This window comes from uncultured Gilliamella sp. (assembly GCA_945271295.1).
Taxonomy (GTDB): Bacteria; Pseudomonadota; Gammaproteobacteria; order Enterobacterales; family Orbaceae; genus Gilliamella.
Genome location: CALYPG010000028.1, coordinates 1 through 23,605 on the forward strand (window position 1 = coordinate 1; position 23,605 = coordinate 23,605).

The 23,605-nt window shown below is 35.4% G+C and carries 22 protein-coding genes; 12 read left to right on the forward strand and 10 right to left on the reverse strand.

Going from position 1 to position 23,605, the window contains the following annotated elements; translation table 11 throughout:
* Positions 1–392: 392 nt before the first annotated feature.
* The 4 genes from Q0K76_RS11340 to Q0K76_RS11355 all read right to left on the reverse strand — a co-directional run bounded on the left by Q0K76_RS11340 (position 393) and on the right by Q0K76_RS11355 (position 2,212).
* On the reverse strand, positions 393–680 hold the full coding sequence (locus Q0K76_RS11340; protein ID WP_294615763.1) for a hypothetical protein: 288 nt from the start codon (positions 678–680) through the stop codon (positions 393–395).
* A 26-nt stretch (positions 681–706) separates the two neighbouring features.
* Complete coding sequence (locus tag Q0K76_RS11345; RefSeq protein ID WP_294615765.1) at positions 707–1,195, reverse strand: hypothetical protein; 489 nt, start codon at positions 1,193–1,195, stop codon at positions 707–709.
* A gap of 217 nt (positions 1,196–1,412) precedes the next feature.
* A complete protein-coding gene (locus Q0K76_RS11350) occupies positions 1,413–1,868 on the reverse strand; it encodes a hypothetical protein (RefSeq protein ID WP_294615768.1) in 456 nt (151 codons plus the stop codon).
* Positions 1,862–2,212 (reverse strand): hypothetical protein, encoded by a 351-nt coding sequence (locus tag Q0K76_RS11355; RefSeq protein ID WP_294615770.1) that lies wholly within the window; start codon positions 2,210–2,212, stop codon positions 1,862–1,864. Before Q0K76_RS11355 ends, Q0K76_RS11350 begins: the two co-directional genes overlap by 7 nt.
* A gap of 83 nt (positions 2,213–2,295) precedes the next feature.
* On the opposite strand from Q0K76_RS11355, the gene Q0K76_RS11360 reads away from it, so the two are divergent.
* A complete protein-coding gene (locus tag Q0K76_RS11360) occupies positions 2,296–2,541 on the forward strand; it encodes a hypothetical protein (RefSeq protein WP_294615772.1) in 246 nt (81 codons plus the stop codon).
* On the opposite strand, the gene Q0K76_RS11365 is transcribed toward Q0K76_RS11360, so the two are convergent.
* The gene (locus Q0K76_RS11365) at positions 2,538–2,837 is read right to left on the reverse strand and encodes a hypothetical protein (protein ID WP_294615774.1); all 300 of its coding nucleotides are present in this window, start codon (positions 2,835–2,837) and stop codon (positions 2,538–2,540) included. The two genes, Q0K76_RS11360 and Q0K76_RS11365, sit on opposite strands and share 4 nt — an antisense overlap.
* An 850-nt stretch (positions 2,838–3,687) precedes the next feature.
* The gene (locus Q0K76_RS11370; protein WP_294615776.1) at positions 3,688–4,428 is read right to left on the reverse strand and encodes an HAD family phosphatase; all 741 of its coding nucleotides are present in this window, start codon (positions 4,426–4,428) and stop codon (positions 3,688–3,690) included.
* 226 nt (positions 4,429–4,654) lie between these two features.
* Between Q0K76_RS11370 and Q0K76_RS11375 the strand changes: the two genes are divergently transcribed.
* Positions 4,655–5,533, forward strand: a complete 879-nt coding sequence (locus Q0K76_RS11375; RefSeq protein WP_294615778.1) for a LysR family transcriptional regulator — start codon at positions 4,655–4,657, stop codon at positions 5,531–5,533.
* A 138-nt stretch (positions 5,534–5,671) separates the two neighbouring features.
* Here the strand turns inward: Q0K76_RS11375 and manA are convergent, their stop codons facing one another.
* Positions 5,672–6,859 carry a mannose-6-phosphate isomerase, class I gene (gene manA / locus Q0K76_RS11380; RefSeq protein ID WP_294615779.1) on the reverse strand — a complete coding sequence of 396 codons (1,188 nt, stop codon included), beginning with the start codon at positions 6,857–6,859 and terminating at the stop codon, positions 5,672–5,674.
* A 310-nt stretch (positions 6,860–7,169) separates the two neighbouring features.
* Between manA and prfA the strand changes: the two genes are divergently transcribed.
* The 5 genes from prfA (at position 7,170) to Q0K76_RS11405 (ending at position 14,595) form a co-directional block, all read left to right on the forward strand.
* Positions 7,170–8,255: a peptide chain release factor 1 gene (gene prfA, locus Q0K76_RS11385; protein ID WP_294615780.1), complete on the forward strand. Its 1,086-nt coding sequence runs from the start codon at positions 7,170–7,172 to the stop codon at positions 8,253–8,255.
* Positions 8,252–9,088: a peptide chain release factor N(5)-glutamine methyltransferase gene (gene prmC, locus Q0K76_RS11390; protein ID WP_294615782.1), complete on the forward strand. Its 837-nt coding sequence runs from the start codon at positions 8,252–8,254 to the stop codon at positions 9,086–9,088. Before prfA ends, prmC begins: the two co-directional genes overlap by 4 nt.
* A gap of 17 nt (positions 9,089–9,105) precedes the next feature.
* A complete protein-coding gene (gene kdsA / locus Q0K76_RS11395; RefSeq protein WP_363322487.1) occupies positions 9,106–9,960 on the forward strand; it encodes a 3-deoxy-8-phosphooctulonate synthase in 855 nt (284 codons plus the stop codon).
* Positions 9,961–10,491: 531 nt separating this feature from the next.
* Positions 10,492–11,907, forward strand: a complete 1,416-nt coding sequence (locus Q0K76_RS11400; protein WP_294615786.1) for an OprD family outer membrane porin — start codon at positions 10,492–10,494, stop codon at positions 11,905–11,907.
* 9 nt (positions 11,908–11,916) lie between these two features.
* Positions 11,917–14,595, forward strand: coding sequence for a beta-N-acetylhexosaminidase (locus tag Q0K76_RS11405; protein ID WP_294615788.1), 2,679 nt, complete (start codon positions 11,917–11,919; stop codon positions 14,593–14,595).
* An 83-nt stretch (positions 14,596–14,678) separates the two neighbouring features.
* On the opposite strand, the gene rraB is transcribed toward Q0K76_RS11405, so the two are convergent.
* Positions 14,679–15,077: a ribonuclease E inhibitor RraB gene (gene rraB / locus Q0K76_RS11410; RefSeq protein ID WP_294615790.1), complete on the reverse strand. Its 399-nt coding sequence runs from the start codon at positions 15,075–15,077 to the stop codon at positions 14,679–14,681.
* Between the two features lie 28 nt (positions 15,078–15,105).
* On the opposite strand from rraB, the gene Q0K76_RS11415 reads away from it, so the two are divergent.
* The 4 genes from Q0K76_RS11415 to Q0K76_RS11430 all read left to right on the forward strand — a co-directional run bounded on the left by Q0K76_RS11415 (position 15,106) and on the right by Q0K76_RS11430 (position 19,289).
* Positions 15,106–15,984: a PHP domain-containing protein gene (locus Q0K76_RS11415; RefSeq protein WP_294615792.1), complete on the forward strand. Its 879-nt coding sequence runs from the start codon at positions 15,106–15,108 to the stop codon at positions 15,982–15,984.
* A 98-nt stretch (positions 15,985–16,082) separates the two neighbouring features.
* A complete protein-coding gene (locus Q0K76_RS11420; RefSeq protein ID WP_294615793.1) occupies positions 16,083–16,703 on the forward strand; it encodes an L-threonylcarbamoyladenylate synthase in 621 nt (206 codons plus the stop codon).
* An 81-nt stretch (positions 16,704–16,784) separates the two neighbouring features.
* Complete coding sequence (rluB, locus tag Q0K76_RS11425) at positions 16,785–17,789, forward strand: 23S rRNA pseudouridine(2605) synthase RluB (protein WP_294615795.1); 1,005 nt, start codon at positions 16,785–16,787, stop codon at positions 17,787–17,789.
* 183 nt (positions 17,790–17,972) lie between these two features.
* Positions 17,973–19,289: a hypothetical protein gene (locus tag Q0K76_RS11430; protein ID WP_294615797.1), complete on the forward strand. Its 1,317-nt coding sequence runs from the start codon at positions 17,973–17,975 to the stop codon at positions 19,287–19,289.
* 115 nt (positions 19,290–19,404) lie between these two features.
* Here Q0K76_RS11430 and Q0K76_RS11435 read toward each other — a convergent pair whose 3' ends face one another.
* On the reverse strand, positions 19,405–20,421 hold the full coding sequence (locus tag Q0K76_RS11435) for an amidohydrolase family protein (RefSeq protein ID WP_294615799.1): 1,017 nt from the start codon (positions 20,419–20,421) through the stop codon (positions 19,405–19,407).
* A gap of 467 nt (positions 20,422–20,888) precedes the next feature.
* Between Q0K76_RS11435 and Q0K76_RS11440 the strand changes: the two genes are divergently transcribed.
* Positions 20,889–21,179 carry a putative quinol monooxygenase gene (locus Q0K76_RS11440; protein ID WP_294615801.1) on the forward strand — a complete coding sequence of 97 codons (291 nt, stop codon included), beginning with the start codon at positions 20,889–20,891 and terminating at the stop codon, positions 21,177–21,179.
* 65 nt (positions 21,180–21,244) lie between these two features.
* Here Q0K76_RS11440 and pbpC read toward each other — a convergent pair whose 3' ends face one another.
* The gene (gene pbpC, locus Q0K76_RS11445) at positions 21,245–23,587 is read right to left on the reverse strand and encodes a penicillin-binding protein 1C (protein ID WP_294615802.1); all 2,343 of its coding nucleotides are present in this window, start codon (positions 23,585–23,587) and stop codon (positions 21,245–21,247) included.
* Positions 23,588–23,605: the final 18 nt, after the last annotated feature.

Genomic DNA, 23,605 nt, shown 5'->3' on the forward strand with positions numbered 1-23,605 from the left:
TTTTTATTGTCACCATTATTTTAGTTAAGATTCGCACTTAGTATTTGAATTCAAGGACGGGATTTTTGTTCTTTGAAGCTTATTAAACAGAGGTAAAAAGATAAATCTACATTATTAGATATTTGGGATATTAGCATGTTTAACCCAGAAATAATGCAAATTACGACAATCCTAAAAAATAGAAATATTTAGTTAGCAAAAGGGATGTCAGATGCTGATCTTAAAAAAGTTGAACTACACTGATCCTCGCCGAAATATCAGATAGTACTTACCTTTATAATCTTGTTGTTTTGGTAATACTGTTGTTCATATTGTTCTTGTGAATGACTGATATTTAAGAATAATAACAATAGGAAAAATTTAAAAAAGAGCTTTTTAACTAAACTCAATATTTAAAAAGGTAAAGTACCTCTCATTCCTTTAAAAAAGGCAGGATTGATTCCAATTTTGTTAAAATAATCAAAAGCATCATTTAAGTTATCAAATGTATATATTCCTTCATTGCCATAATCTTCTATAGAATCCATTTTAGACTCAAGAATAAAAAATAAATAAGTCATATAATTACCATTAATTTTTTTTAAAGCATATTGATAATAATATCTTTCTCCATTTATTATTTTGATTTCTTCAAAACCTCTGACTTTCCCATGTTCAATTGCAGCAATTAATCTATTCATTAAGATTTTTTCCGATTATAACTATATTAAAATGGTATTTCTATTTTTTTATTAAGTTTTTCTTCAAAAAGTTCTGATAACTTCTGAAAAACTTTTTTCCATTCATTTATAAATTCTAGCTTGGAAACTTTTACGTTAAAATCAGGCGATAACTTTCTTTCTTTCCCTTTATCGCTCTCCTTACCTTTTGTATATGACAGATTAACTTCTGCATCATTAACATTATAATATAAATAAATATCACGGCCTTGCTCACAAAACCAAATATAATCTTCACCAACCCAACTAGATTTAACTCTATGAATAAAAATAATAATTTCATCAAGATTCAAAGAAAAATCAGAATAAAGATCAAGATATATTAAATGTTGTTTATCTAACTCTATAGTTATTTCACCATCAATATAACGACTTAACTCTTCCAAAGAATATTGGAATGGAGTAAGTTCTTCATCTAAATATTCATCGATATCACCTAGCGTTTCTTTATTCTTAACTTCAAAACATATATACATATTTAATCACCTATTATATACGGATAAGCTGTTTCTCACTGATTATAACTCTTACTATATCTGTAGATTTTGTTGTTCCGTCAGGATAATAAACTTTAGATGATTTTGATACCTGTAGTTGGCTCGCCAGACAATCTCACCTTGCTCATTAAATTGATCTGTAGGTAAAGATGATGAAAACCGGAAAGTCTAAAAAGAACTTTCCGGCTTTGGACTATTAAAGTTGACCATAAATATCTTTTAGTTCAGAGGCATATTTTTTGTAACTAGGAATTCGTAAAGCTTTTAAATAACCATCTAATCCTTTTGGATCGTTTTTCAAAAAAAAGTATTCAATGAGATAACTAATTAAAAAAGTTTTATAAAAAGGTGATCTTTCTATTAAAACATCCTTATCTTCTTCATCCTCATTATATTCATCAACGTCATCTTCTATATTTAATAATTTTAGTTCAACATATCTAATTAATTTATCAACATCCTCTACACAGAGTGTCAATAATTTATCCAGTCCAATATTAGATTTATTTATCATACCAGCATCAATATTAAACATTTGGCTTTCTGGCTCTTCATCGCTAAAATCCAACTGTAAAGTCAAGATAGTTCTGTTCAATAAATTGATATAACTTTCTGATTTAACAAAATTTCTTACATCATTCGTTGTTACCATGAATTTGTACCTTTAATTATTTTAAATAGATTGAATCCAGTATGACGATATGGATCCATAGAAGCATGCCCCCAAGGCGTAGCTTTTTCAAGATTCCATATTTCATGCGTTTTTTGAGAACCTCCTCGCTGAGGCAAGTATTTATGATGGATTTCCATTGGTTCATTTTTTATCTCAAGCTTACGTTTTCTTGGGTAATAAACTTGAATTTTCATCTTAGGCGCAAGACCTCTAGCCATCCGGGCTTGGTTCCTCGGTGAATATTTACTTCCATTAACCTTTGCTTCATTTTTCCAGAAATTTTTCCTAACTGTTGACCAACAAATCCATCCCCAAGGGGCCATCCACCCTAGCGGATTAGGTGCATACTGGTAAAGATTAAATCATCCACCAGTCCTATCGGATTAGGCTGGGTAAATCAGCCTGTTTGTGGAGAATAATACCAGAACATATTATAATGTTACCTGATATTATTGTCGAAATATTACCTGACAAGTGGCGAATGAAGCAGGATTTAACACCGACTAGCCTGCCAAGCAGCGCATTATGCCCGGCTGCATCATCACCCGGCAGGATAACTGCAAACTGTGGTTTTTATTACAGCAACTCAGTCCCCCCGTTTGATGAACACGCCACCATTCGCTGGCTGGCACATATTTTAATAACAAGTTAGAACTTGATTTTTTGTCCTTTCGCAGGCAGTAATTCATTAATTGAAAAACCGAGTGATATTAAATACTCAGACATTTTTTCATACTTTTCAAAACAACGTATATCATGAATAACAGTCTCCGTATCAAATGGATTTAAGTCATAACATTTGGTTATTTGATAGAAAGATTTATATTTTCCTTCTTTAAATGTTACAGCAACAAAAGTGAACTGAATAACATTATCTGATAAATCTTCTGCTACTTCTTTCTGTAAAGTTCGCCCTAACCTAATATATTCATCTTTAGTGTATTTCATATCACTTTCCTATCGCTATATGAACAATATCTTTTGCACCATCTGCCCCTCTATTTATGTCTATATGAGGATACTCATGCCATTCTGGTCCCAGCTTATGCATAATCGGCCACCATCTACCTGAACGTATTCTAATGTAATCTGGTATTATTGTCGAAATATTGCCCGACAAGTGGCTGAAACAGGCTGGCTTTAATACTGGCCAGCTTGTCAAGCGTCAAGCCGCGAATTATGCCCAGCTGCATCATCATCCGGCAGGATACCTGCAAACTCTGATTTTTACTACAGACACTCAGCAAGTCCCCGTTTGAAAAACACGTCATTGCCGCTGGATAACCCTGTTCCCCGGGGGATTAATATAACGGATAGATAAGGATGATAAAAGTTGGAATGATTGTTAAGATTGCTTCCTCCCTCGTTTGGTAGTAACAATCATGAATTTTTGTGCAGCGTTACTGCGTAACCCTAAGTGTTGTAAAACACGACTTATCGTTTTTTCTCAGACGTGAACCCCCTTTATTCCTCACATCATGAACTAAGCTCGGTGCACCTAAACGAGCTTTATGATACCAATACTGCTTGTTAATATGCTTGGTCAGTGTTGTTGATTTACTTGGTCGTTTTAACCAAGCACAATAATCCGTTGTTGCTCTGGCGTTAATTTACGGCAACTAGTTTTATTGGGGCAAGTTACCTTACTCATTTAGGGTTGATTTACCTACGCCAAGATGGTTGGTTAGCTCACTTATTGAATGGTGTGCATTTGTGAATAGATAATCAACGGAAGGTTGTTTGAATTCAAGACTAAATTTTTTGACCATGCTGTTTTCGCTTATAATTGTTATTTATATCATAGTAGAGACTTCTGTCTACTTTTTTGGCGAGGATAAGTCGATTTTTGCATGACTAACGTGTGATGATTAGTATTAAAAGTAATAATAATCTCGCCATCTGACTGCCTGTTGATACTAACGCCAGTAAAATCAGGTATTGTTAGCTTTGCGCCACATTCGACTAATGCAGTGTTACCAATGCCAATACAAAATGCTCCAGCTGCAACTGCCGAAGTTACGCCACTAGGTGAGTCTTCAAAGACTAAAGTTTGTTCTGACGGTAGATGTAAACGCTTTGCCGCTAAAATATAAGGGTCAGGGAATGGTTTTCCACGACTCACATCATCACGTTCAACAATAACCGAAATATATTTATCAACGCCGAGCATGGTTGTTACCCGATCAACTTTTTCGCGCCAGCCACTGGTTACAATCCCAACATGAATGTTGGCTGCATGGAGTGCGGTGATTAACTGTGCCACTCCGGGAATTGGATCATAGGTTGCCGTATTTTCACAATCAATAATGTGAGCTTGAACTTTCTGCTGATCATCTATGGGCAGATCAGCAAAAAGTGCACGGATAGTATGTGGCCCGGGTTGCCCATGAATATGTTGCAGCATATCTTGTTCTGATATTGTTATACCATACATTTGAGCTGCTTCTAACCAAGCTTGTTCTATGACAGCATTAGAATCAATAAGTACGCCATCCATATCAAACAACACTGCCGCAATTTTAGGTATATGATTATTCATTTATACTATCCTTATTTTATACATTATTGATCTTTCGAGAATTTCAACTGATTACACAATATTTTCTGGTATTGCTTAAATTACGTTAATTTGATTATCAATTGTTATGAAAAACAATCCTATGCCAGCAAAACAGCAAAAGACTTGTTATCTTTATAGATTTTAAATGGTATGATATGTTGGTTATTAGTAGCTGTATAATTCAATTTTTTTCTGGAATCTATAAATGAAAGGAATAGATATAAAACTTCTAAACGCTTTTGTTACGTTGGTGAAAAAGGGCAATTACACAAATGCTGCTAAATCGCTGTTTTTAACACAACCGGCGTTATCGAAGCAGATAAAGACACTAGAAAAATTGACTAATGGACAGCTTTTTTTACGTGGTCGTCACGGTGCCACTTTAACTGCATTTGGGGAGCAACTTTACCCAAAGGCTAATGAAATTTTACAATCTCATGTTGAATTCTTAAATTATGCTAAACAATTGAATAACCCGAAACATGAAAAACTATTGATAGGATTTGGCATTTCTTCATTTCAAAATGTTCCACAATGGGTAAATCAATTTCGGCAACAATATCCAGAATGTGATGTAGAAATTAATCAACTGCCCTCTAGTATACAAATGAAAATGTTGCAAGAAGGGAATTTACATGCCGGATTTGTCAGAATGCCAATAACCAAAAATCTAGCGTCGCAAGTTATTCATGAAGAGGTATTAGTTTTGGCGGTACCAACGACATGTGATATTGATCCTTCCGATATGCAACACATATTATCTGCTTATCCATTGTTGCAGTTAGATCCTTTAACCAATCCATGTCTAGCAGCGGAAACAAAATTATATCTACAAAATAACCTATTAATAGCTAATCAAGTTTCCATTATGGGAGATATGACGACTCTATTAGCGTTAGTTGCTGGCGGGAATGGAATTGCATTTTTGCCGCAAAGTGTGCAACATTTTTTACCAGATGGCGTAAAACTACATATTCCATTTAAGAACCAAATTAACTGGGAAATTGGTGTAAGCTGGAATCCAGAGTTGACAAATTATTTTCGCGATGACTTTCTTAAAATTGTATTGAACGATATAAGGTGATCTATTACCGAATCTTATTATCTGTTTTAACTTACTATCTTAATAGTGATAACATTTGAGTTGGCTAATGATTCCAACTAGTTGCTATCACTAAATTATAAATTCATGAAATTAGGCTCTAATGAGTTATTAGCATATTTAATTAGCCACCTTAGCCAATACACCCGTGCCATTATAACTGTAATTTTCGGTAGCATAAGCGATAAACGCTGATTCACCAGTGGTTAGTGTTAATGATTGTGTTGGTGTTTTGATAGTAATATCACCTTGTATACAAAATAGAATCTGTGGGCTGGTGACAGGTTCAGATCTTGATTGATTATCACTTTGAATAATTTCAAATTTAAAATCAGATACCGGAATCGGGAAATCAGTTTTATTTTGGTTAATAATCGGTTTAGTGGTGAGTTGTTGTAATGGCACACTATTAAAATGAGTATTTTTAATCAATTCAGGAATATCGATATGTTTTGACGTCAACCCCGCCCTTAATACATTATCCGAACTAGCCATAACTTCTAACCCAGTGCCTTGTAGATAAGCATGTGGGGTTTCCGCATATAAAAACATAGCTTGACCGGGTTGCAATTCAATAACATTTAGAATTAAAGGCATGAATATGCCAATATCGTTGGGATATTCTTGTGCTAAAGTTTGCACTGTTAAATAGGGTTCATCAGCACGTGATTTTATACTAGCTAACAATTGGCTAATCGCTTGTTGTTTTTGCTCGGATGAAAGGGAAAGTAATGCTTGAAAGAAGGATTTTAACTGATCCGGATTGCGGTTTTGTTGCAATTGTTGTAATTCATTGCTAATACTTGTGATATTGACTTGGCCAAACAACGTTATAATCTCATCAATCGGTCGAAATGAATTCATGGCTTTAAAGGGTGTTAAGGCATAGATAAGTTCAGGTTTATGATTAGGATCTTTATAATTTCGCAGCGGGGAATTAAGATCAATGCCCAGCTTATTTTCTCTATCAAAGCCTAGCTTAGCTTTTGCTCTTGTCGGATGAACTTGGATTGATAACGCTTTATTGGCGGCCAATATTTTGAATAAATAAGGCAGACCATGAAAATGTTCCAAAGTGTTTTCACCTAAAGTTGCTAACGGATTTGTTGCAATGAGTTCATCTAGTTTAATGTTGTGATCGTCGGTAGTAACCGCCACAGAACACCCTAGTGGATGAGCCCCCATCCACATTTCGGCCATTGGTTGCTGGTTGGGATTTTTGATACCAAATAATAAGCTCATGCTGTCAAGGCTACCCCAAGCATAATTCTTAATAGCGTTTTTAAGTTTCCACATTGTTTGCTTCATATTGGCATCCTTTTAAATTGGTTGAGTAATATCAATTATGTTACGTAAATGTATTAAATATACTCCAGACAAAAGTTGATGTAACTATCCTAAAGCTATTTTATTAATAAATTATTTCTTGTTAACAATATAATACTGTAAGCAATATATTATTTTAACCACTGATTACAACTGCAATAAGTTTAATAAATTTATAGTTAGTTTAAGCTGGAATTGCTAGCAGACAATCAGTCGCAACTATATTTTGCAAGTGATTAAGTATATAATGCCCAGCAAATTCAATTAATCATTATTAAAAATATAGATATTTATGAAACCTTCAATTATCAGTAAGTTAGAAACTCTGCAAGAGCGTTATGAAGAGGTTCAAGCATTATTATCTGACGCTTCAGTTATCGCTGATCAAAATCGTTTCCGTACTCTTTCAAAAGAGTATTCGCAATTGTCGGGCGTAGTGAAGTGCTTTACCAGCTGGAAGCAAACTCAAGAAGATATTGAAACCGCTAAAATGATGTTGTCAGATCCTGAAATGAGTGAAATGGCACAAGAAGAGCTTAATCAAGCGCTTAATCAAGTTGAGCAGCAAGAACAGCAGTTACAAGTTTTGTTATTACCAAAAGATCCTAATGATGATTATAACTGTTTTGTTGAAGTAAGGGCCGGAACCGGTGGCGATGAAGCCGCTATTTTTGCTGGTGATTTAGCCCGAATGTATACTCGCTTTGCTGAATCACGTAATTGGCGCGTTGAAATTATGAGTGCTAATGACGGCGAACATGGTGGTTATAAAGAAGTAATAATGCTAGTTACTGGTGATGGCGCATATGGTAGTTTAAAGTTTGAATCAGGTGGGCACCGTGTTCAACGTGTTCCAGAGACAGAATCACAAGGGCGTATCCACACCTCAGCGTGTACCGTTGCGGTGTTGCCGGAAGTGCCAGAGGCTGAAATGCCAGAAATTAACCCGGCAGATTTGAAAATTGATACTTATCGTTCATCGGGTGCTGGTGGTCAACATGTTAATACGACTGATTCTGCAATCCGTATTACCCATTTATCAACCGGAATCGTGGTTGAGTGTCAAGATGAACGCTCACAACATAAAAATAAAGCGAAAGCCATGTCTGTTTTAGCCGCGCGTATTCAAGATGCCGAAATGCGTAAGCGCCAACAGGAAGAAGCATCTACCAGACGAAACCTATTAGGTTCAGGCGATCGTTCTGACCGAATTAGAACTTATAATTATCCACAAGGTCGCGTTACTGATCACCGTATCAATTTGACCATTTATCGTTTAGATGAAGTTATGGAAGGTAAATTAGAAATGTTAATCGATCCTATTGTGCAAGAGTATCAAGCAGATCAATTGGCGGCATTATCGGAACAAGACGAATGACCTATTTAGAATGGCTCAAAAGTGCATCACAAATATTAACCGATAGTGAAAGTCCAAAACGCGATGCCGAGATTTTACTAAGTTTTGTCACTCATAAAACCCGAACATTTTTAATGGCATTTAGCGAGACATTACTAACCGATGAAGAATTGATTGCTTTAGATAGCAACTTAAAACGACGAAGAGATGGCGAACCAATTGCCTATATTACCGGCGAAAAAGAATTTTGGTCGTTGAAATTCAAAGTTTCTAATGCGACCTTGATTCCAAGGCCAGATACCGAGAAATTAGTTGAATTAGGCTTAGAGTATTTACCTAAAACACCCTGTGAAGTATTAGATCTGGGTACTGGCACAGGTGCCATTGCCATTGCGATGGCGACTGAGCGTCCGGATTGTTTATTTACTGGCATTGAAAAAAATAAAGATGCACTAATTTTGGCCCAACAAAATACTACTCAGATTGGCGCCAATAATGTTTACCTTTTACACGGTGATTGGTATAAACCTATTAAAAGCCGCAAGTTTTCCATGATTGTCAGCAATCCACCCTATATTGAACCTACTGATATTCATTTATCGCAAGGTGATGTCCGTTATGAACCAAGAAGTGCATTGGTATCAGAAGATGATGGTTTAGCGGATATTAAATTAATTATTCAAGGCGCCACCAAACATTTAAATCAATATGGTTGGTTACTGATTGAACATGGTTGGCAACAAGGCCTGGCAGTACAGATGATTTTTAAACAACATGGATTTCAATTAGTTGAAACCTTTACTGACTATAGTGGTAATGATCGTGTGACACTTGGTCGTTGGTTTAAACCCTAACTAGGATATATTTTATGATGCAACAAAAAAAAGTGAAAGTTGGTAATATCACGGTTGCCAATGATTTACCATTTGTATTATTTGGCGGTATGAATGTGCTTGAGTCGCGCGATCTAGCCATGAAAATTTGTGAACATTACGTCACGGTAACTAATAAACTTAAGATTCCTTATATTTTTAAAGCTTCCTTTGATAAAGCCAACCGTTCATCTGTCCACTCTTACCGCGGTCCGGGTTTAGAAGAAGGTATGAAAATCTTTCAAGAACTCAAACAACAATTTGGGATTAAAATCATAACCGATGTGCATACTGAAGAACAGTGTCAACCGGTTGCTGATGTCGTTGATGTGATTCAATTACCGGCATTTTTAGCACGCCAAACAGATTTAGTCGTTGCTATGGCTAAAACCGGCGCGGTGATTAACGTTAAAAAACCTCAATTTGTCAGTCCAGGTCAAATGGGTAATATTGTTGAAAAATTTGCAGAAGCTGGTAATGATCAAGTGATTTTATGTGATCGCGGAAGTTGCTTTGGTTATGACAATTTAGTGGTGGATATGCTCGGTTTTAATATTATGAAAAAAGCCAGTAATGGCTCACCGGTGATTTTTGATGTAACGCATGCTTTGCAATGTCGCGATCCTATGGGGGCCGCATCGGGGGGGCGTCGTGGTCAAGTCACCGAACTTGCTCGTTCTGGTATGGCGGTGGGAATAGCCGGACTATTTTTAGAATCTCATCCCAATCCAAATCAGGCTAAATGTGATGGGCCATCAGCGTTACCATTAGCTAAACTTGAACCGTTTTTATCACAAATGAAAGCAATTGATGAGTTAGTTAAAAGTTTTGCTGAAATTGATACTGAAAGTTAATTGATTATCTTACTTAACGGCCTTTTATATAAGTAATTAGCTTTACGGTATTATTGTATATTCCTGTCAAACAAAATAAAAACAGAGAATTTTAAACAATTCTCTGTTTTTTATTCTCGCTTTTTATCACTAATCTAAAATAATTCAATTAATCAAAATTTAGTCTCAATAGCTATTTAACCGTGAAATAAAAACACAAAATTATTTTTCACACTAAAAAAAGAGGTCAAAATTTTAGTGAAAATAACATTATAATTTATTTTTTTGGTGATTTTGATCACGAATTTAGATCATTTAATTTGCTAACTAAAATATGTTTATGCATTATAAAAATACATATTTGCAATATTTTTTGACTAATTTTTTTTGAAATTTGTTGAGATTTATCTGTGTGAAATATGTCCCCAAAATAATGTAGTGTGGCTTAAAAAGTTTAAGATCAAAATTGATTTGATCTTTGGTTCATTAAAACAAGTTAAAAATTAGTGAATTTCAATAGCAGTTAAACAGAATAATGTTAGGGAAATAATTATGAATTTTAATAATGTGCAAGTTATACCGCGTCCAGTTAATCTTTTAACTAAACTTATTTTATCTTTATCAGTTTTATCTTGTGTTTTTCCTGCTGATGCCACTGAGGTTAGTAATTTTATAAATGATGCTTCATTAACCGGTAATGTATTTTTTTGGAATCGTGACCGTGAACGTAAAAATGTCGATGAACATAAATATGAAAGTAATATCAGGCAATCAACATTCAATAGTAACTTAGATTTTCGTTCAGGATTTATTGCTGATAGGTTGGCTATTGAAGTAGGTGAATATGGTGCTTGGGAAGTGAGTAATGGTGGTAATGGACATCCAAATGAAATTGGCTTTAGTGGTGCTAAAACACGTTGGGACGAAGATTGGAAGAAAGATGTAAGTGGCCTTAGTTTGTATAAAGCCTTGGTTAACTTTAAAGTTGACGAACTATTTTGGCTTAAAGCTGGTTATATTCAACCTTCTGGTCAAACATTACTTGCTCCGCATTGGAGTTTGTTACCGGGTACTTATCATGGACTTGAATTTGGCACGACTTTGGATTTTGAAAATGCTGGAGCCTTATCCATGTCCTATATGTGGGCAGATAAATATAAAGCACCTTGGTATAAACGTCTTTATGAATTCCGCCAGTGGGGAGCAGGTAAAAAAATTGATTACTTGCATTCAGCTGGTTTGAAGTATGATTTTAAAAATGATCTAGTACTTGAAAGTGCTTTTGGGCAAGCGCATAGCTATATGAATCAATATTTTGCTAAGGCATCTTATAAAATGGATGTTTTTGATAATCCGTTAACCATGAGTTATCAATTTTATGGAGCCAAAGATCAATCGCATCACGGTAAAGATGTGTATGATGGTTTAGCCTGGTTACAAGCAATGACGTTAGGATACCAAGTTGGGCCGGTTGGTTTTCGCCTTGAAGGTGTGGCAGTTAAAGCAGAAGGTGAACAAGGCTTTTTTTTACAACGTATGACGCCTGATTATGCCTCATCTAATGGTCGTTTAGATGTTTGGTGGAATTCACGTTCCGACTTCAATGCTAATGGCGAAAAAGCGGCATTTGCTGAAGTGACATATGATTTAGGTCATCTGTCTCACTATTTAACTGGTTGGAGAGCAGGGGCTTCTTATGCTTATGGCTGGGATGCTAAACCAAGTACTAATCGAGAATTTAATCAGAAAAAACGTTTGATTGAATCTGCTTATAATTTTGATTTAGGTTACACCGTGCAAAGCAGTTGGGCTAAAAATACTTCTTTTCAATTACATTATACCAAATATAACAACCATACTAATATTCCAAGCTGGGGTGGCGGATATGGCAATATCTTCCAAGATGAACGAGATATAAAATTTATTGTTACTCTCCCATTCACTGTATTCAATGGTCAACAAAAATAGGTAAACATCATGAAAAAGTTTAACAAAGCGATACTGACATCAGCAATAACTTCATTATTGAGTTTTAGTGTAATGCAATCAGCAAATGCCACCCAACAAGTAGTTGATGCGATAAGTTCACAAATACAAGTTAATTATAAAGTAGTTGGTAATAGTGCGAATAATAATGGGGTGGATTGTGCGGCATTAGGTGCAGATTGGGCTTCGTGTAATAAAGCTACCATTTCACTCAAAAACAGTGGTCCAGCAATTAACAATAAAGATTGGTCAATTTATTTTGATAACATTAGAATGATTCTTAAGGTCAATAACGATCAGTTTAAAATAACGCATATTACTGGCGATTTACATAAATTAGAACCGACAGAAAAATTTACTGGTTTTGATGCAAATAAAACCATAACCATTCCTATCATTGGTGAATATTGGCAAATTAGCCAAAGTGACGTAATGCCAAGATGGTATGTCACCTCTACAGATGCAAAAGCAAAAGTGATTGCTAATACTAATACAAGTTCTGATAATTTATCAGCATTTGTCTCTCCACTTGGTGACCAATGGAAGATTTCACCAAATGATCATAATATTTTAATGACCCCGCAAAATCGTTATCAACGTAATTCGGATATAACCATAATCGATGCACATTCTCTGCGAGGACAAATTTTACCAACACCTACTAGGTTAACCGTCGGTAATGAAGATATTACCCTTAATCATCAAGGTGTTAATTTAGTGTTGAATGATATCAAAAATGAAAGTGTAGATATCTTAAAAACTCACTTTAAGCAATTGAATATCCCAGTTACCAAGGAAGGTTTTAAAATTGAAAGCAAAATTGAAAAAAGTGCTTTTGATAAAGGGGTTAATGGTGCATATAAACTTGATATCACTCAGCAAGGTGCAACTATCATTGGCTATGATGACAGTGGTATTTTTTATGGGGTACAATCGATTTTATCCATGCTTTCTGCAAATGGAACACATCAACTAGCGACACTTTCAGCGGAAGATCAACCTCGATTTGAATACCGAGGTATTATGCTTGATACAGGACGTAACTTTAAAACCAAAAAGGCGGTATTGCAGCTATTAGATACCATGTCAAAATACAAAATGAATAAATTCCATTTTCATTTAAGTGATGATGAAGGTTGGCGTATTGAAATTCCGGGACTTCCTGAATTAACCTCTGTTGGCAGTAAACGTTGTCATGACCTGAGTGAGCAACAATGCCTTTTACCTCAGTTAGGTTCAGGCCCGGATAGTAATACGAATGGCACTGGTTATTTCACGCGTGATGATTATATTGAAATTGTAAAATACGCTAAAGCACATTTTATAGAAGTTATTCCTGAAATTGACATGCCCGCCCATGCAAGAGCTGCAATAATGTCTATGGAGGCTAGATATAATCGCTTAATGGCAGAAGGTAAAAAAGAAGAAGCGAATGAATATAGATTAGTTGATCCAACCGATACTTCGAATACTACCTCTGTACAATTTTATAATCGACAAAGCTATTTAAATCCATGTTTGGATTCTTCCAAAAAATTTGCTAATAAAATTATTACTGAAATAGCGCAAATGCATCAAGTAGCCGGCCAACCACTATCTACGTGGCATTTTGGCGGTGACGAGGCTAAAAATATTTATTTAGGTGGTGGTTATCAAGATATCAATGCTTCACCCAAAGCTGAAGGGAAAGGTTTGATTGATCAAAGTGTTGAAGATCATCCTTGGGCTAAATCTCAAGCTTGCCAAACTTTTATTAATAAAGGAATTGTTGAAGATATTGAACATTTGCCAAGTTATTTTGCGGTAGAAGTAAGTAAAATGATTAAAAATAATGGCATTAACCGCATGCAAGCTTGGCAAGATGGTGTTAAATTTGCGCCAAATGCCAAATCTTTTGCAACTGATGATGTAACCGTTAATTTCTGGGATACGCTATTCTGGGGTGGGTATGATTCAGCCAGTGAATGGGCGAATAAAGGTTATAAAGTCATTATCTCTAATCCAGACTATGTTTATTTCGATATGCCTTATGAAGTTAACCCATTAGAAAGTGGTTATTATTGGGCGGCTCGTTTTAATGATGAACGTAAAGTTTTCAGTTTTTCACCTGATAATTTGCCACAAAATGCTGAAACTTCGTTTGATCGTAATGGTGATGTATTTGAAGCAGAAGGTACCATGAATTGGCCAGGTACATATGGTTTGTCTGCACAAATATGGACTGAAGATATTCGAACCGATGAAAAAATGGCTTATATGGCTTTCCCTCGCTTACTGAGTATAGCCGAGCGTGCATGGCATAAAGCTGATTGGGAAACTGATTATAAGAAAGGCGTTAAATATAAACAAGGTGAGACAAACTATGTCGACCAGAAAAAACTGCTTGATGATTGGAATCGTTTCGCTAATTTAGTGGGGCAACGAGAGCTTGAAAAATTAGATGTAGCTAAGGTAAGTTATCGTTTACCTATACCTGGCGCTAAATTAGAAAATGGTAAATTAATGGCTAATATTGTGTTTCCGGGTTTAAGCATTGAATACTCAGTCAATAATGGCAAGAGTTGGAACCGATATAATGATCCAGTTAGCATTACAAATGGAGAAACGGTATTAATTCGTAGTATTTCACCTGACCAAAAAAGAACAAGTCGGGTTGAACAATTAAAATAATTGTATCAAACAACCATTCTTATCCATTATTAAATGGGTAAGAATGGTAATGATAAATAAAAATGAATGGTTGTTCTATAGGCTTAATGAATAGTTTCTGTATCTTGATTTTCATCATTATAAAGTTCATCACTGCCATCTTCAAAGTAAGTTCCCCAACCGTCATAATTAACACCAAATTGCTCAGTAAGCGTAATAATCTGAGCAATTTGTGCATTAATCAATTCTGCATCGAGTGGCACTTCACAGACAATATCAAAACCAATAACTACATTACCAAAGTCGTCAACATCTTCATCAGGATCAGTTGCTTCATAACCCAATTTATAAGCTTCGACGGCAACTTTTTCAAGTTTGTCAAAATGTTCAGATGAAATATGATGTTCAATTAAATACAGCGCATGAGGATCGCTACCATCTTCTAACAATTCTTCAATAATGGTTTGAGTGTCTTGTTGAGCGAGGAGAATTTGATCTTTCATAATATACCTTTTCGTGGTCATGCAAATTGTGTGGTATATTACACGTTTAAAAATAATTTTCGAGAAAAAAGTGATCATTGACTTACATTCTCATACCACAGCTTCTGATGGTATCTTAACGCCGAGTGAACTTGTTAGGCGAGCTGTTAACAACCAAATTGATATTTTGGCTATTACTGATCATGATACAATTAAAGGCATCACAGAAGCTCAGAATGTCATTAAAGATGAGAATTTACCAGTAAAACTCATATGTGGTGTTGAGATTTCCACGATTTGGAAAAATAATGAAATCCATATTGTCGGCTTGAATATTGATATTGAACATTCCGAATTATTAGCACTTTTATTATCGCAAGAACAAAAACGAATTAAGCGTGCCATTGCCATTAGTGAAAAATTGGCAAAATTGCATATTGAAGATGCTTATGCACAAGCGCAACAGTTTGCTAAAGGTGATATTGTTTCACGAGCTCACTTTGCCCGGTTTTTGGTAGCTAAAGGTTGGGTGAAAGATGTTAAACAAGCATTCAAAAAATATTTGGGTAAAAGTGGTTATGCTTATGTTGCTAACCAATGCTGTAGTATTAGCGATGCGGTCAATGTCATTCATGCCGCTGGGGGGCAAGCTGTTTTAGCACACCCAACTCGTTATGATTTAACACTAACCAAATTGAAATTACTAATGGCTGATTTTAAAGCTTGTGGTGGTGATGCTATTGAAGTTTCGCAAAGTCGACAAACTCAAGATGATTTACAAAAATTGGCTAAATTGGCTAATGAATTTGAGCTGCTGGCATCACAAGGTTCAGATTTTCATGATTTGGTTAACTATTTAGATTTGGGTAAAACTACGCCATTGCCAGGTAGTGTTATACCCATTTGGCATAATTGGTTACTTAATTAGCATTGTTTTGAGACGCATTCGGTTGAGTTTTATTTATGCAATAACATTCAATACTGAAAATAGTATTTTTAAATAGCATATTAATATAGAAGAACATTATGAGCCAAACATTTTATATTCATCCGGATAATCCGCAAACTAGACTATTAGATCAGGTAGTGAAAATATTAAACGATGGCGGTGTGATTGCCTTTCCTACCGATTCAGGGTATTCACTAGGTTGTTTGTTGGATAATAAATATGGTGTTGATCGCATTTGCCAAATCCGGCAACTTGATAAACATCACAATTTTACGCTTATGTGTCGCGATTTGTCAGAATTATCATCGTATGCATTTGTGGATAATACAACTTTTCGTTTGTTAAAAAATAATACACCCGGTAAATACGTATTTATTTTACAGGCAAGTAAAGAGGTACCGCGGCGCTTGATGAATGAAAAACGTAAAACCATTGGTTTACGTATTCCAGATAACAAAATTGATTTGGCTTTGCTCGAATTATTAGGGCAACCATTGATGACCACAACTTTAATCTTACCTAATGATGATGAAGCGCAGTCAGATCCTGATGAGATCGAAGATAAAATTGGCCATCAACTTGATGCGATTGTGCATGGTGGATACATTGGGCAGCAACCAACAACTATTGTTGATTTGACCAATGACTATCCTGATATTATTCGTCATGGTAGTGGTGATACTACGCCATTTGAATAATCAAAGTCTATATATCATTGATGCATTAGTGAAATTGTGCATAAATAAAATGATACCTGAGAAGGTAACAGTGAGGATAATATGAAAAATAGTAGATCTGTTTCTCGTGAAATAGTAACAGCAGCAGGTAAAAGCATCCCTAAACAAAGTCGTGCAAAACAGGCTTTAAAAACGACTAAACAAACCGCAACCATTTCGCGCAAAGTTCCCGTTACTGATAATACTGAAAAGTTACAAAAAGTATTAGCTAATCTGGGTAATGGATCTCGCCGTGAAATTGAAGCAATGATTGTGGCAGGTAAAATAAGTGTTGATGGTAAAATTGCTACCCTAGGTGACCGCGTAGATGTGAATGCAAGTCCTAAAATCCGCATTGATGGTCATTTGATTCAACTAAGAAGCAAAGAGAAAGAGATTTGTCGTGTTTTAGCCTATTATAAGCCAGAAGGTGAAATCTGTTCTCGCAACGATCCGCAAGGTAGAGCAACAGTTTTTGAACGTTTGCCTCGTTTAAAAAATGCCCGTTGGGTTAATATTGGACGACTAGATATTAATACTTCTGGTTTATTATTGTTTACCACTGATGGTGAGCTTGCTAATCGACTTATGCATCCACGGCATGAAATTGAACGTGAATATGCGGTGCGGGTATTTGGCAAAGTTTCAGATCAACAATTAAATCAGCTACGTAAAGGAGTACAATTAGAAGATGGTCCAGCCGCTTTTAAGTCTATCAAAGCACAAGGGGGTGATGGTATCAATCAATGGTTTAATGTGGTAATCACAGAAGGGCGTAATCGTGAGGTACGTAGAATATGGGAAGCTATCGACATACAAGTCAGCCGCTTACTACGTATCCGTTATGGTAATATTACTTTACCTAAGGGATTATCACGTGGAACTTGGATGGAATTAGGCATTGATGCCGTCAATTATTTGCGTGAAACGGTCGGCCTTGCCAAAGAAGCGAAAAGTTTCATTGCTTCATCAGCTAATCAACGTGTTAGCCGACCTAAACGAGCTCGAATCAGCAATTTGACAAAATCCTCAAGACAAGCAACCGCTAAAAAACCAACCAGACGCTAGATTTTTGGCTATAGTTAGCTTTCCCCAATATTATCAATTTATTGGGGGCTACCGCGTTAATATAAATATAAATTTTATCTTTAGCCCAAAACGTTAAGAAAATACTGTTATTTTATAATTTACTTACTAATCTTAATCATTAATAGATTGGTTAATTCTTGTTTTTTATTAAAAGGTTATATTATGCGAATTGTTATAGCAGTTTTATTTATGTTATTGTTGGCGAGCTGTTGTCACACTCGAACTTCAGAAGAAGCTTACGCACAAGGCAATTATTTAGAAAGTATACATTTATTAGCTTTAGATATAGAACAAGCAGGACCAGATAAATTTAACCAAGATAAAGCCATAAAATTACATGATCTTGTTGAAAATGTGATGGTTTATTATGAAACAGTTTTAGCCAATACAGCTAAAACTGATTTTGATAGCCGCATTATGACCAACAATAAATTATCCGAAATGAGAGCACGCTTAAGTAATCATTTTTATAGTCAGGAACTTGGGTTCTTTTTGAATAAATATACTGCGACAAAATTAAACGAAAATATAGCAAAAGCGTATTATGATCAAGGTCACTCAATAATAGCTCATGATAGTGCAGATTATAAAAAGAAAGCTGATTTATATCAGAAAGGTTTGAGTTTTTATAACTATAAAGATATTGCAAGGCTATTTAAATTAAACAATACCAAATATATGCAATTAGCAGCAAAGGAATTTTATGATCAAGGTAAAAATTTTGTTCGAATGCAATTTTATAAAAATGCAACTGAAGCTTTTCAAAATGCCGCTTTAGTTTATAAACCTCTAGGAAAATACAAAGATAGTGAAAAACTCGCTAGCTATTATGATAAATTATACCGAATGAATGAGGCAAAATCGTCTTATCAGTTGGGTGAAAAAATTGCTAGTTATGCCAACAGCCGTGCTCAATATCGCCAAGCTGCAGAAAATTATAATGCGGCAGCACAAGTTTATCGTCCTTATGGAAATTATCATGATGCTGCGATTAAAGCGGCTGATTATGCTCATAAAGGCAAAGTTAGCGTTGCTGTTCGTCCTTATGAATATGAGAACATTTTTCGGGATGTAGTTCGTATATATGATTATATTTCAGTTGGTTCAGGTTCTGATATTTATATCGATATAAGTTCATCTGAAAATTATGCAGATCGAGATAAATCAATAACTAATGATAGTAGAACCGAAAAAGAACAAAAATATAACATCAAAACCGAAACGTTAATGAATAGTGTCACAATTACTACTGATATCAGAGTCAGTGGATTATTGAATTATAGTCATTCATTCAAAGTCGAAAAAACGTCTTCACAAATTAATTATAGTTATTCTGGCGATGTACCGAGTAGATATCATGACTATAGTGAAGGTTATTTGCGAGATAAATATATGCTTACTAATGAAGCACGTGAACAACAAAAATCTGAACTTCAAGCAGAATTTTCTAAGCTAGTTGATGAAATAAACAAATTATAACGAATAATAAAAAATAATCCCAACTGGTCATCATTTATGATTAGTTGGGAGTTTTTATCAATTACTGATTAAAACCAAAGTAGTTTGATTATAAAGTAGATAGCCTTAATATAAATTACTCAATGCCTAACACCATTCGTCCATTTTTTGTTGCCACATTAACCACGTTGTCCAGATCGGTGTAACGGCAACCTGTCACTAACAATTTAAGCTCTTCCCACATATTACCGGTTGAAAAAGGTAGCATGTAATCACTAATATTATCTGTGCCGATGGCAACTGGAATTCCGGCAGCAGCTAATTCATCTACTGGAGTTAATGAATTACGGGTTGGACCTTGTTCTTCACGGCGAGGGCTATCAATCCAAGCAAAAGGGCAGGCAATTACCATCATTTGTGCTTGTTTCATTTTTTGATAGAGTTGTTGGCGATATGCTAAACTGTGGGCGGTAATTGAAATACTATGAATGGCAACGACTCGACCATGCATACCATGTTCAAGCGTTTTATCTGTGAGTTGCTCAGTTTCAATTTCATCTTGCGAGTTAAACTGATCAACATGAACATGTACCATTTTGCCTAACGATTTACCTGTTTGCATTAATACATCTAAATGTTTCAGTCCCATGCCTGGTCCATGATCGCGCTCATCACGGCGCGGTAAACCTCCAATAATATCAACTAGATCGGCACCTTTATCAAACCAATAACGAGCTTGTTTATCAATAACACCTTTTAAAGTTTGATTAACTAATTTGATAATAATATCGTTTTTATAGGTTTCGCGTGCCCTTAATGCACCTTTAATGGCTCTTTCTTGGGCAATAGGGTCAATATCAACAAATGAACCCATAGCGCTCACACCTTGCTCAATCATGCGTTCAACTGCCATACTAAAATGACGGTAATAATCATCTTCACTCATGGCCGCTTTAACTTTATCAAGCGTATCCCATTTTTCAATTAAAGTTTGTTTTTGATAAACATCGAAACTATCCACATTAATTGTGAAAGCACGGTCAGCATGCATATGCGCATTTACCCAACCACCGTGTTCTTTAATCTTATTCATTAAATAGTTTTTTAAACTTTGATCACGAGTAGTTAATAACATTTTTTTATTACTTGTCATAGTGTGCCTCTATGATTGGTTCATATTGAATTGTTTATAACATTGAAAATAATAGATAAAAAAAATCCTCCTAAAAAGGAGGATCAAAGGTAACACCAATAATAATAGGGTTTAAGATTACTGATTTATATTTTGACATGGCCAAATACTCGTTATTTACTAAATAAACTGCGAGAATTCTAACTAAACTAATATTAATATCAAGCGTTAAAATTGAAAAAATCTATAAACAAATGAAATAGTTAAAGTATTATTTTTGAGATTTTCAAAACTAAAAATCTACCATTAATCATTACTCAAAATAATAAAAGTTGTACCGAAAATGATAACTGATTATTTATTATTAATAATTGATTGTCACAAAAATGAGATTAGTAAAATGACAGCGTGATATTATTGGCATAATAAATCTGCCCTGTATATACTACTAAAACTGTGTCGTTTTTATTAAAAGAGGGTAGGTTTTTATGAGTCAATTAAATATTATTGCTACTATTACAGTTAAGCCAGAATTTGATGCCGCTTTCCAACCTATTTTTAAAAAACTAGTCGAAGGTAGCCGTGCCGAAGCTGGTTGTGTTCGTTATGAACTGAATCAAAGCGTTGATAATCCAAGTGTGTATGTTGTGATTGAAACATGGGCATCACAACAAGCAATTGACATTCACAATGCAACACCTCATTTTATGCAATTTGCCTCATTTGCTAAAGATCATGTTGATAGCTTAGATATTTGTATTGTTAAGCAAGTGATGTAAATTAATAATTAAATAACCGTCAAAACTAGCTAGTTATTAGTGTTACTGCTATAGCTAGTTTGTACTTATTGGTTAATAAGATCTACTTTTATACTGCGCGAATCACTTCTGCCCATATCATCAAGCACTAAAATTTTGAATGTGCCACTTTCGGTTGGTACCCAATCAATTGATTGCCTTGGTGGAGTTTGTCCCATAAAACTATCATTAACAAACCAATAGAGAGATTTGACATCACCATCACTGGTTGCTGTAAAACTGATTTTTTCATTCTTTTGCTTCGAAGGCCTAAATTGGTAGATCACATTTTTTAGTGGTGAGGTTATTTTAGGTGGTTCACCTAAATAACTTTGCGCAGAGGCACAATGACTGGTAGTAGGTGGCATTTTTTTGGGTATACCGGCTTTAGCAAAAATGGCGGCTAAATCAGAAGGCCAAAATTCAAAAACCTCTACATGAGAAGTGGTTAAATCATAAGGTGGGCAAACGGCCTTACCGGTTTGATTGTCAACCATAACCGGTCTGAAAATGGTGTCAGGTTTGATTGGTGACACGCCCGGAATAAACCAGGTTTTACCTTTTGCTTTGCACCATTTTGTCATTAAATTGCCACTCGTTAAGCAGATATCAATACGCTTTAAATTGCTTGGCAGCGGGCGAACCGGTTCACGTAAATTGGGGTAATAAGCGTTAATACTCTCAACAATATTAAAAAATAAGGGTGTTGCTGCATCAACGCCAACAAAAGCGTTATTGCCACTACCATCAAAATTACCTAGCCAAACTACCATAGCGTATTTGCCGAAAATGCCAGCAGTCCAAGCATCTCTAAATCCCCAGGATGTGCCCGTTTTCCATGCAACCGGAATCATATTTTTTTGCATTTTGCTTAATACATCTTGTGGACGCGTATTTTGTTTTAACATATCTATGGTCATAAATGCTGCTTGTGGACTTAATATATTTTCTGGTTGGGATTGTTCATTGGTTTCAACAAATTTCAGGGGTTGCCAATTGCCTTGATTTGCCAGCATAGCATATAACCCGACCAGTTCTTGGGCGGTGATTTCCCCACCACCTAAAACAAGAGCTAAACCATAATGTGATTCATCGGCAAGCTTTTGAACATGAGCATTAATTAAAAATTGATAAAATGTTGGATGTTGTAATTTAGATGCTATCGTCACTGCTGGAATGTTGCGACTATGAATTAAGGCATCAGTAGCCGAAATTGGTCCGCGAAAATTACGGTCGAAATTTTCGGGCGTGTAAGCACCAAAATCGGTGGCAACATCTTTTAAAATAGTTCGAGAATGTAAAATGCCTTGATCAATACCAAGTGCATAAATAAAGGGTTTGAGAGTAGAGCCGGGTGAACGTTTGGCAAGCGTACCATTAACTTGTCCTTGAATGATGTTATCAAAATAGTTTGCAGAGCCGATCAGTGCTTTAACTTTCATGGTCTGGGTATCGACTAAGATCACCGAAGCATTTTGAATCCCTTTTAAACGATTGCGTTCAACAAAAAATCTGACTTGCTGTGATATAATTTTTTGCAGATTACTGTCCAGCGTGGTTTTGATTTCATCATCCTGACTGTTATTTTGTTGAATTATTTGATTAACAAAGTGAGGCGCAATAAAAGGTAATCGTTCCGGTTGACGTAAGATCAGTTTTTGTGAAAAAAGGGCAGTGATATTACTATCAACCACATATTGCTCTTGCCAACGTTCAAATAATTGATTTCTGGCTTTAACGAGTGTTTCACTGGCTATGCCGGTTTTACGGTCAATTCGGTAAGTAGGGGATTGTGGTAAAACAACTAAAGTTAATGCTTCAGGTAGATTAACTTGTGACGCGGGTTTATTAAAGTAAATATAAGATGCGGCGCCAACACTTTCAATATTCCGGCCAAAAGGGGCATAGTTTAAATAAGCCTCTAAAATATCATGTTTAGAGTACATTAGTTCTAACTGGATCGCTCTGGCGATTTGATGTAATTTACCGCCAATGGTTTTAGTATTTAATCGCCAATGCATACGGGCAAGTTGCATGGTAATAGTGGAAGCGCCTTGACGATTGCCACCGCCAATATAGGTTGCCCAAAATGCGCGAGTTAAACTAAATGGGTTAATACCAAAATGGTAATAAAACCATTGATCTTCATGCAATAATAAGCCATTAATGATTTCAGGTGAGATTTCTTCCAATGGTGTCCACAAACGGTAACGATCATCCTTAGCTAAAGTCATGCGGATCAAATGATTATTATCATCGTAATAGCGTTTGGAAAAAGTTAGTGATTCGGATAAAGGTTGATGCGGATATAAACGTATTGCGATCATTGCCACCAATAATAGCAGTAATGCCATGAGTTTATTTTGGTGACGAACAATAAATTTTATCATATCTTGTAAAAATGTTTC

Excerpts from the sequence above, each read along its gene's own strand:
- Q0K76_RS11350 (WP_294615768.1), bottom strand. The coding sequence starts at position 1,868 with ATGGTAACAACGAATGATGTAAGAAATTTTGTTAAATCAGAAAGTTAT.
- kdsA (WP_363322487.1), top strand. The coding sequence starts at position 9,106 with ATGCAACAAAAAAAAGTGAAAGTTGGTAATATCACGGTTGCCAATGAT.
- Q0K76_RS11400 (WP_294615786.1), top strand. The coding sequence starts at position 10,492 with ATGAATTTTAATAATGTGCAAGTTATACCGCGTCCAGTTAATCTTTTA.
- rluB (WP_294615795.1), top strand. The coding sequence starts at position 16,785 with ATGAAAAATAGTAGATCTGTTTCTCGTGAAATAGTAACAGCAGCAGGT.
- prfA (WP_294615780.1), top strand. The coding sequence starts at position 7,170 with ATGAAACCTTCAATTATCAGTAAGTTAGAAACTCTGCAAGAGCGTTAT.
- Q0K76_RS11430 (WP_294615797.1), top strand. The coding sequence starts at position 17,973 with ATGCGAATTGTTATAGCAGTTTTATTTATGTTATTGTTGGCGAGCTGT.
- Q0K76_RS11440 (WP_294615801.1), top strand. The coding sequence starts at position 20,889 with ATGAGTCAATTAAATATTATTGCTACTATTACAGTTAAGCCAGAATTT.
- pbpC (WP_294615802.1), bottom strand. The coding sequence starts at position 23,587 with ATGATAAAATTTATTGTTCGTCACCAAAATAAACTCATGGCATTACTG.
- Q0K76_RS11340 (WP_294615763.1), bottom strand. The coding sequence starts at position 680 with ATGAATAGATTAATTGCTGCAATTGAACATGGGAAAGTCAGAGGTTTT.
- Q0K76_RS11375 (WP_294615778.1), top strand. The coding sequence starts at position 4,655 with ATGAAAGGAATAGATATAAAACTTCTAAACGCTTTTGTTACGTTGGTG.
- Q0K76_RS11435 (WP_294615799.1), bottom strand. The coding sequence starts at position 20,421 with ATGACAAGTAATAAAAAAATGTTATTAACTACTCGTGATCAAAGTTTA.
- Q0K76_RS11370 (WP_294615776.1), bottom strand. The coding sequence starts at position 4,428 with ATGAATAATCATATACCTAAAATTGCGGCAGTGTTGTTTGATATGGAT.
- Q0K76_RS11420 (WP_294615793.1), top strand. The coding sequence starts at position 16,083 with ATGAGCCAAACATTTTATATTCATCCGGATAATCCGCAAACTAGACTA.
- manA (WP_294615779.1), bottom strand. The coding sequence starts at position 6,859 with ATGAAGCAAACAATGTGGAAACTTAAAAACGCTATTAAGAATTATGCT.
- Q0K76_RS11365 (WP_294615774.1), bottom strand. The coding sequence starts at position 2,837 with ATGAAATACACTAAAGATGAATATATTAGGTTAGGGCGAACTTTACAG.
- Q0K76_RS11405 (WP_294615788.1), top strand. The coding sequence starts at position 11,917 with ATGAAAAAGTTTAACAAAGCGATACTGACATCAGCAATAACTTCATTA.
- Q0K76_RS11345 (WP_294615765.1), bottom strand. The coding sequence starts at position 1,195 with ATGTATATATGTTTTGAAGTTAAGAATAAAGAAACGCTAGGTGATATC.
- prmC (WP_294615782.1), top strand. The coding sequence starts at position 8,252 with ATGACCTATTTAGAATGGCTCAAAAGTGCATCACAAATATTAACCGAT.
- rraB (WP_294615790.1), bottom strand. The coding sequence starts at position 15,077 with ATGAAAGATCAAATTCTCCTCGCTCAACAAGACACTCAAACCATTATT.
- Q0K76_RS11355 (WP_294615770.1), bottom strand. The coding sequence starts at position 2,212 with ATGGCCCCTTGGGGATGGATTTGTTGGTCAACAGTTAGGAAAAATTTC.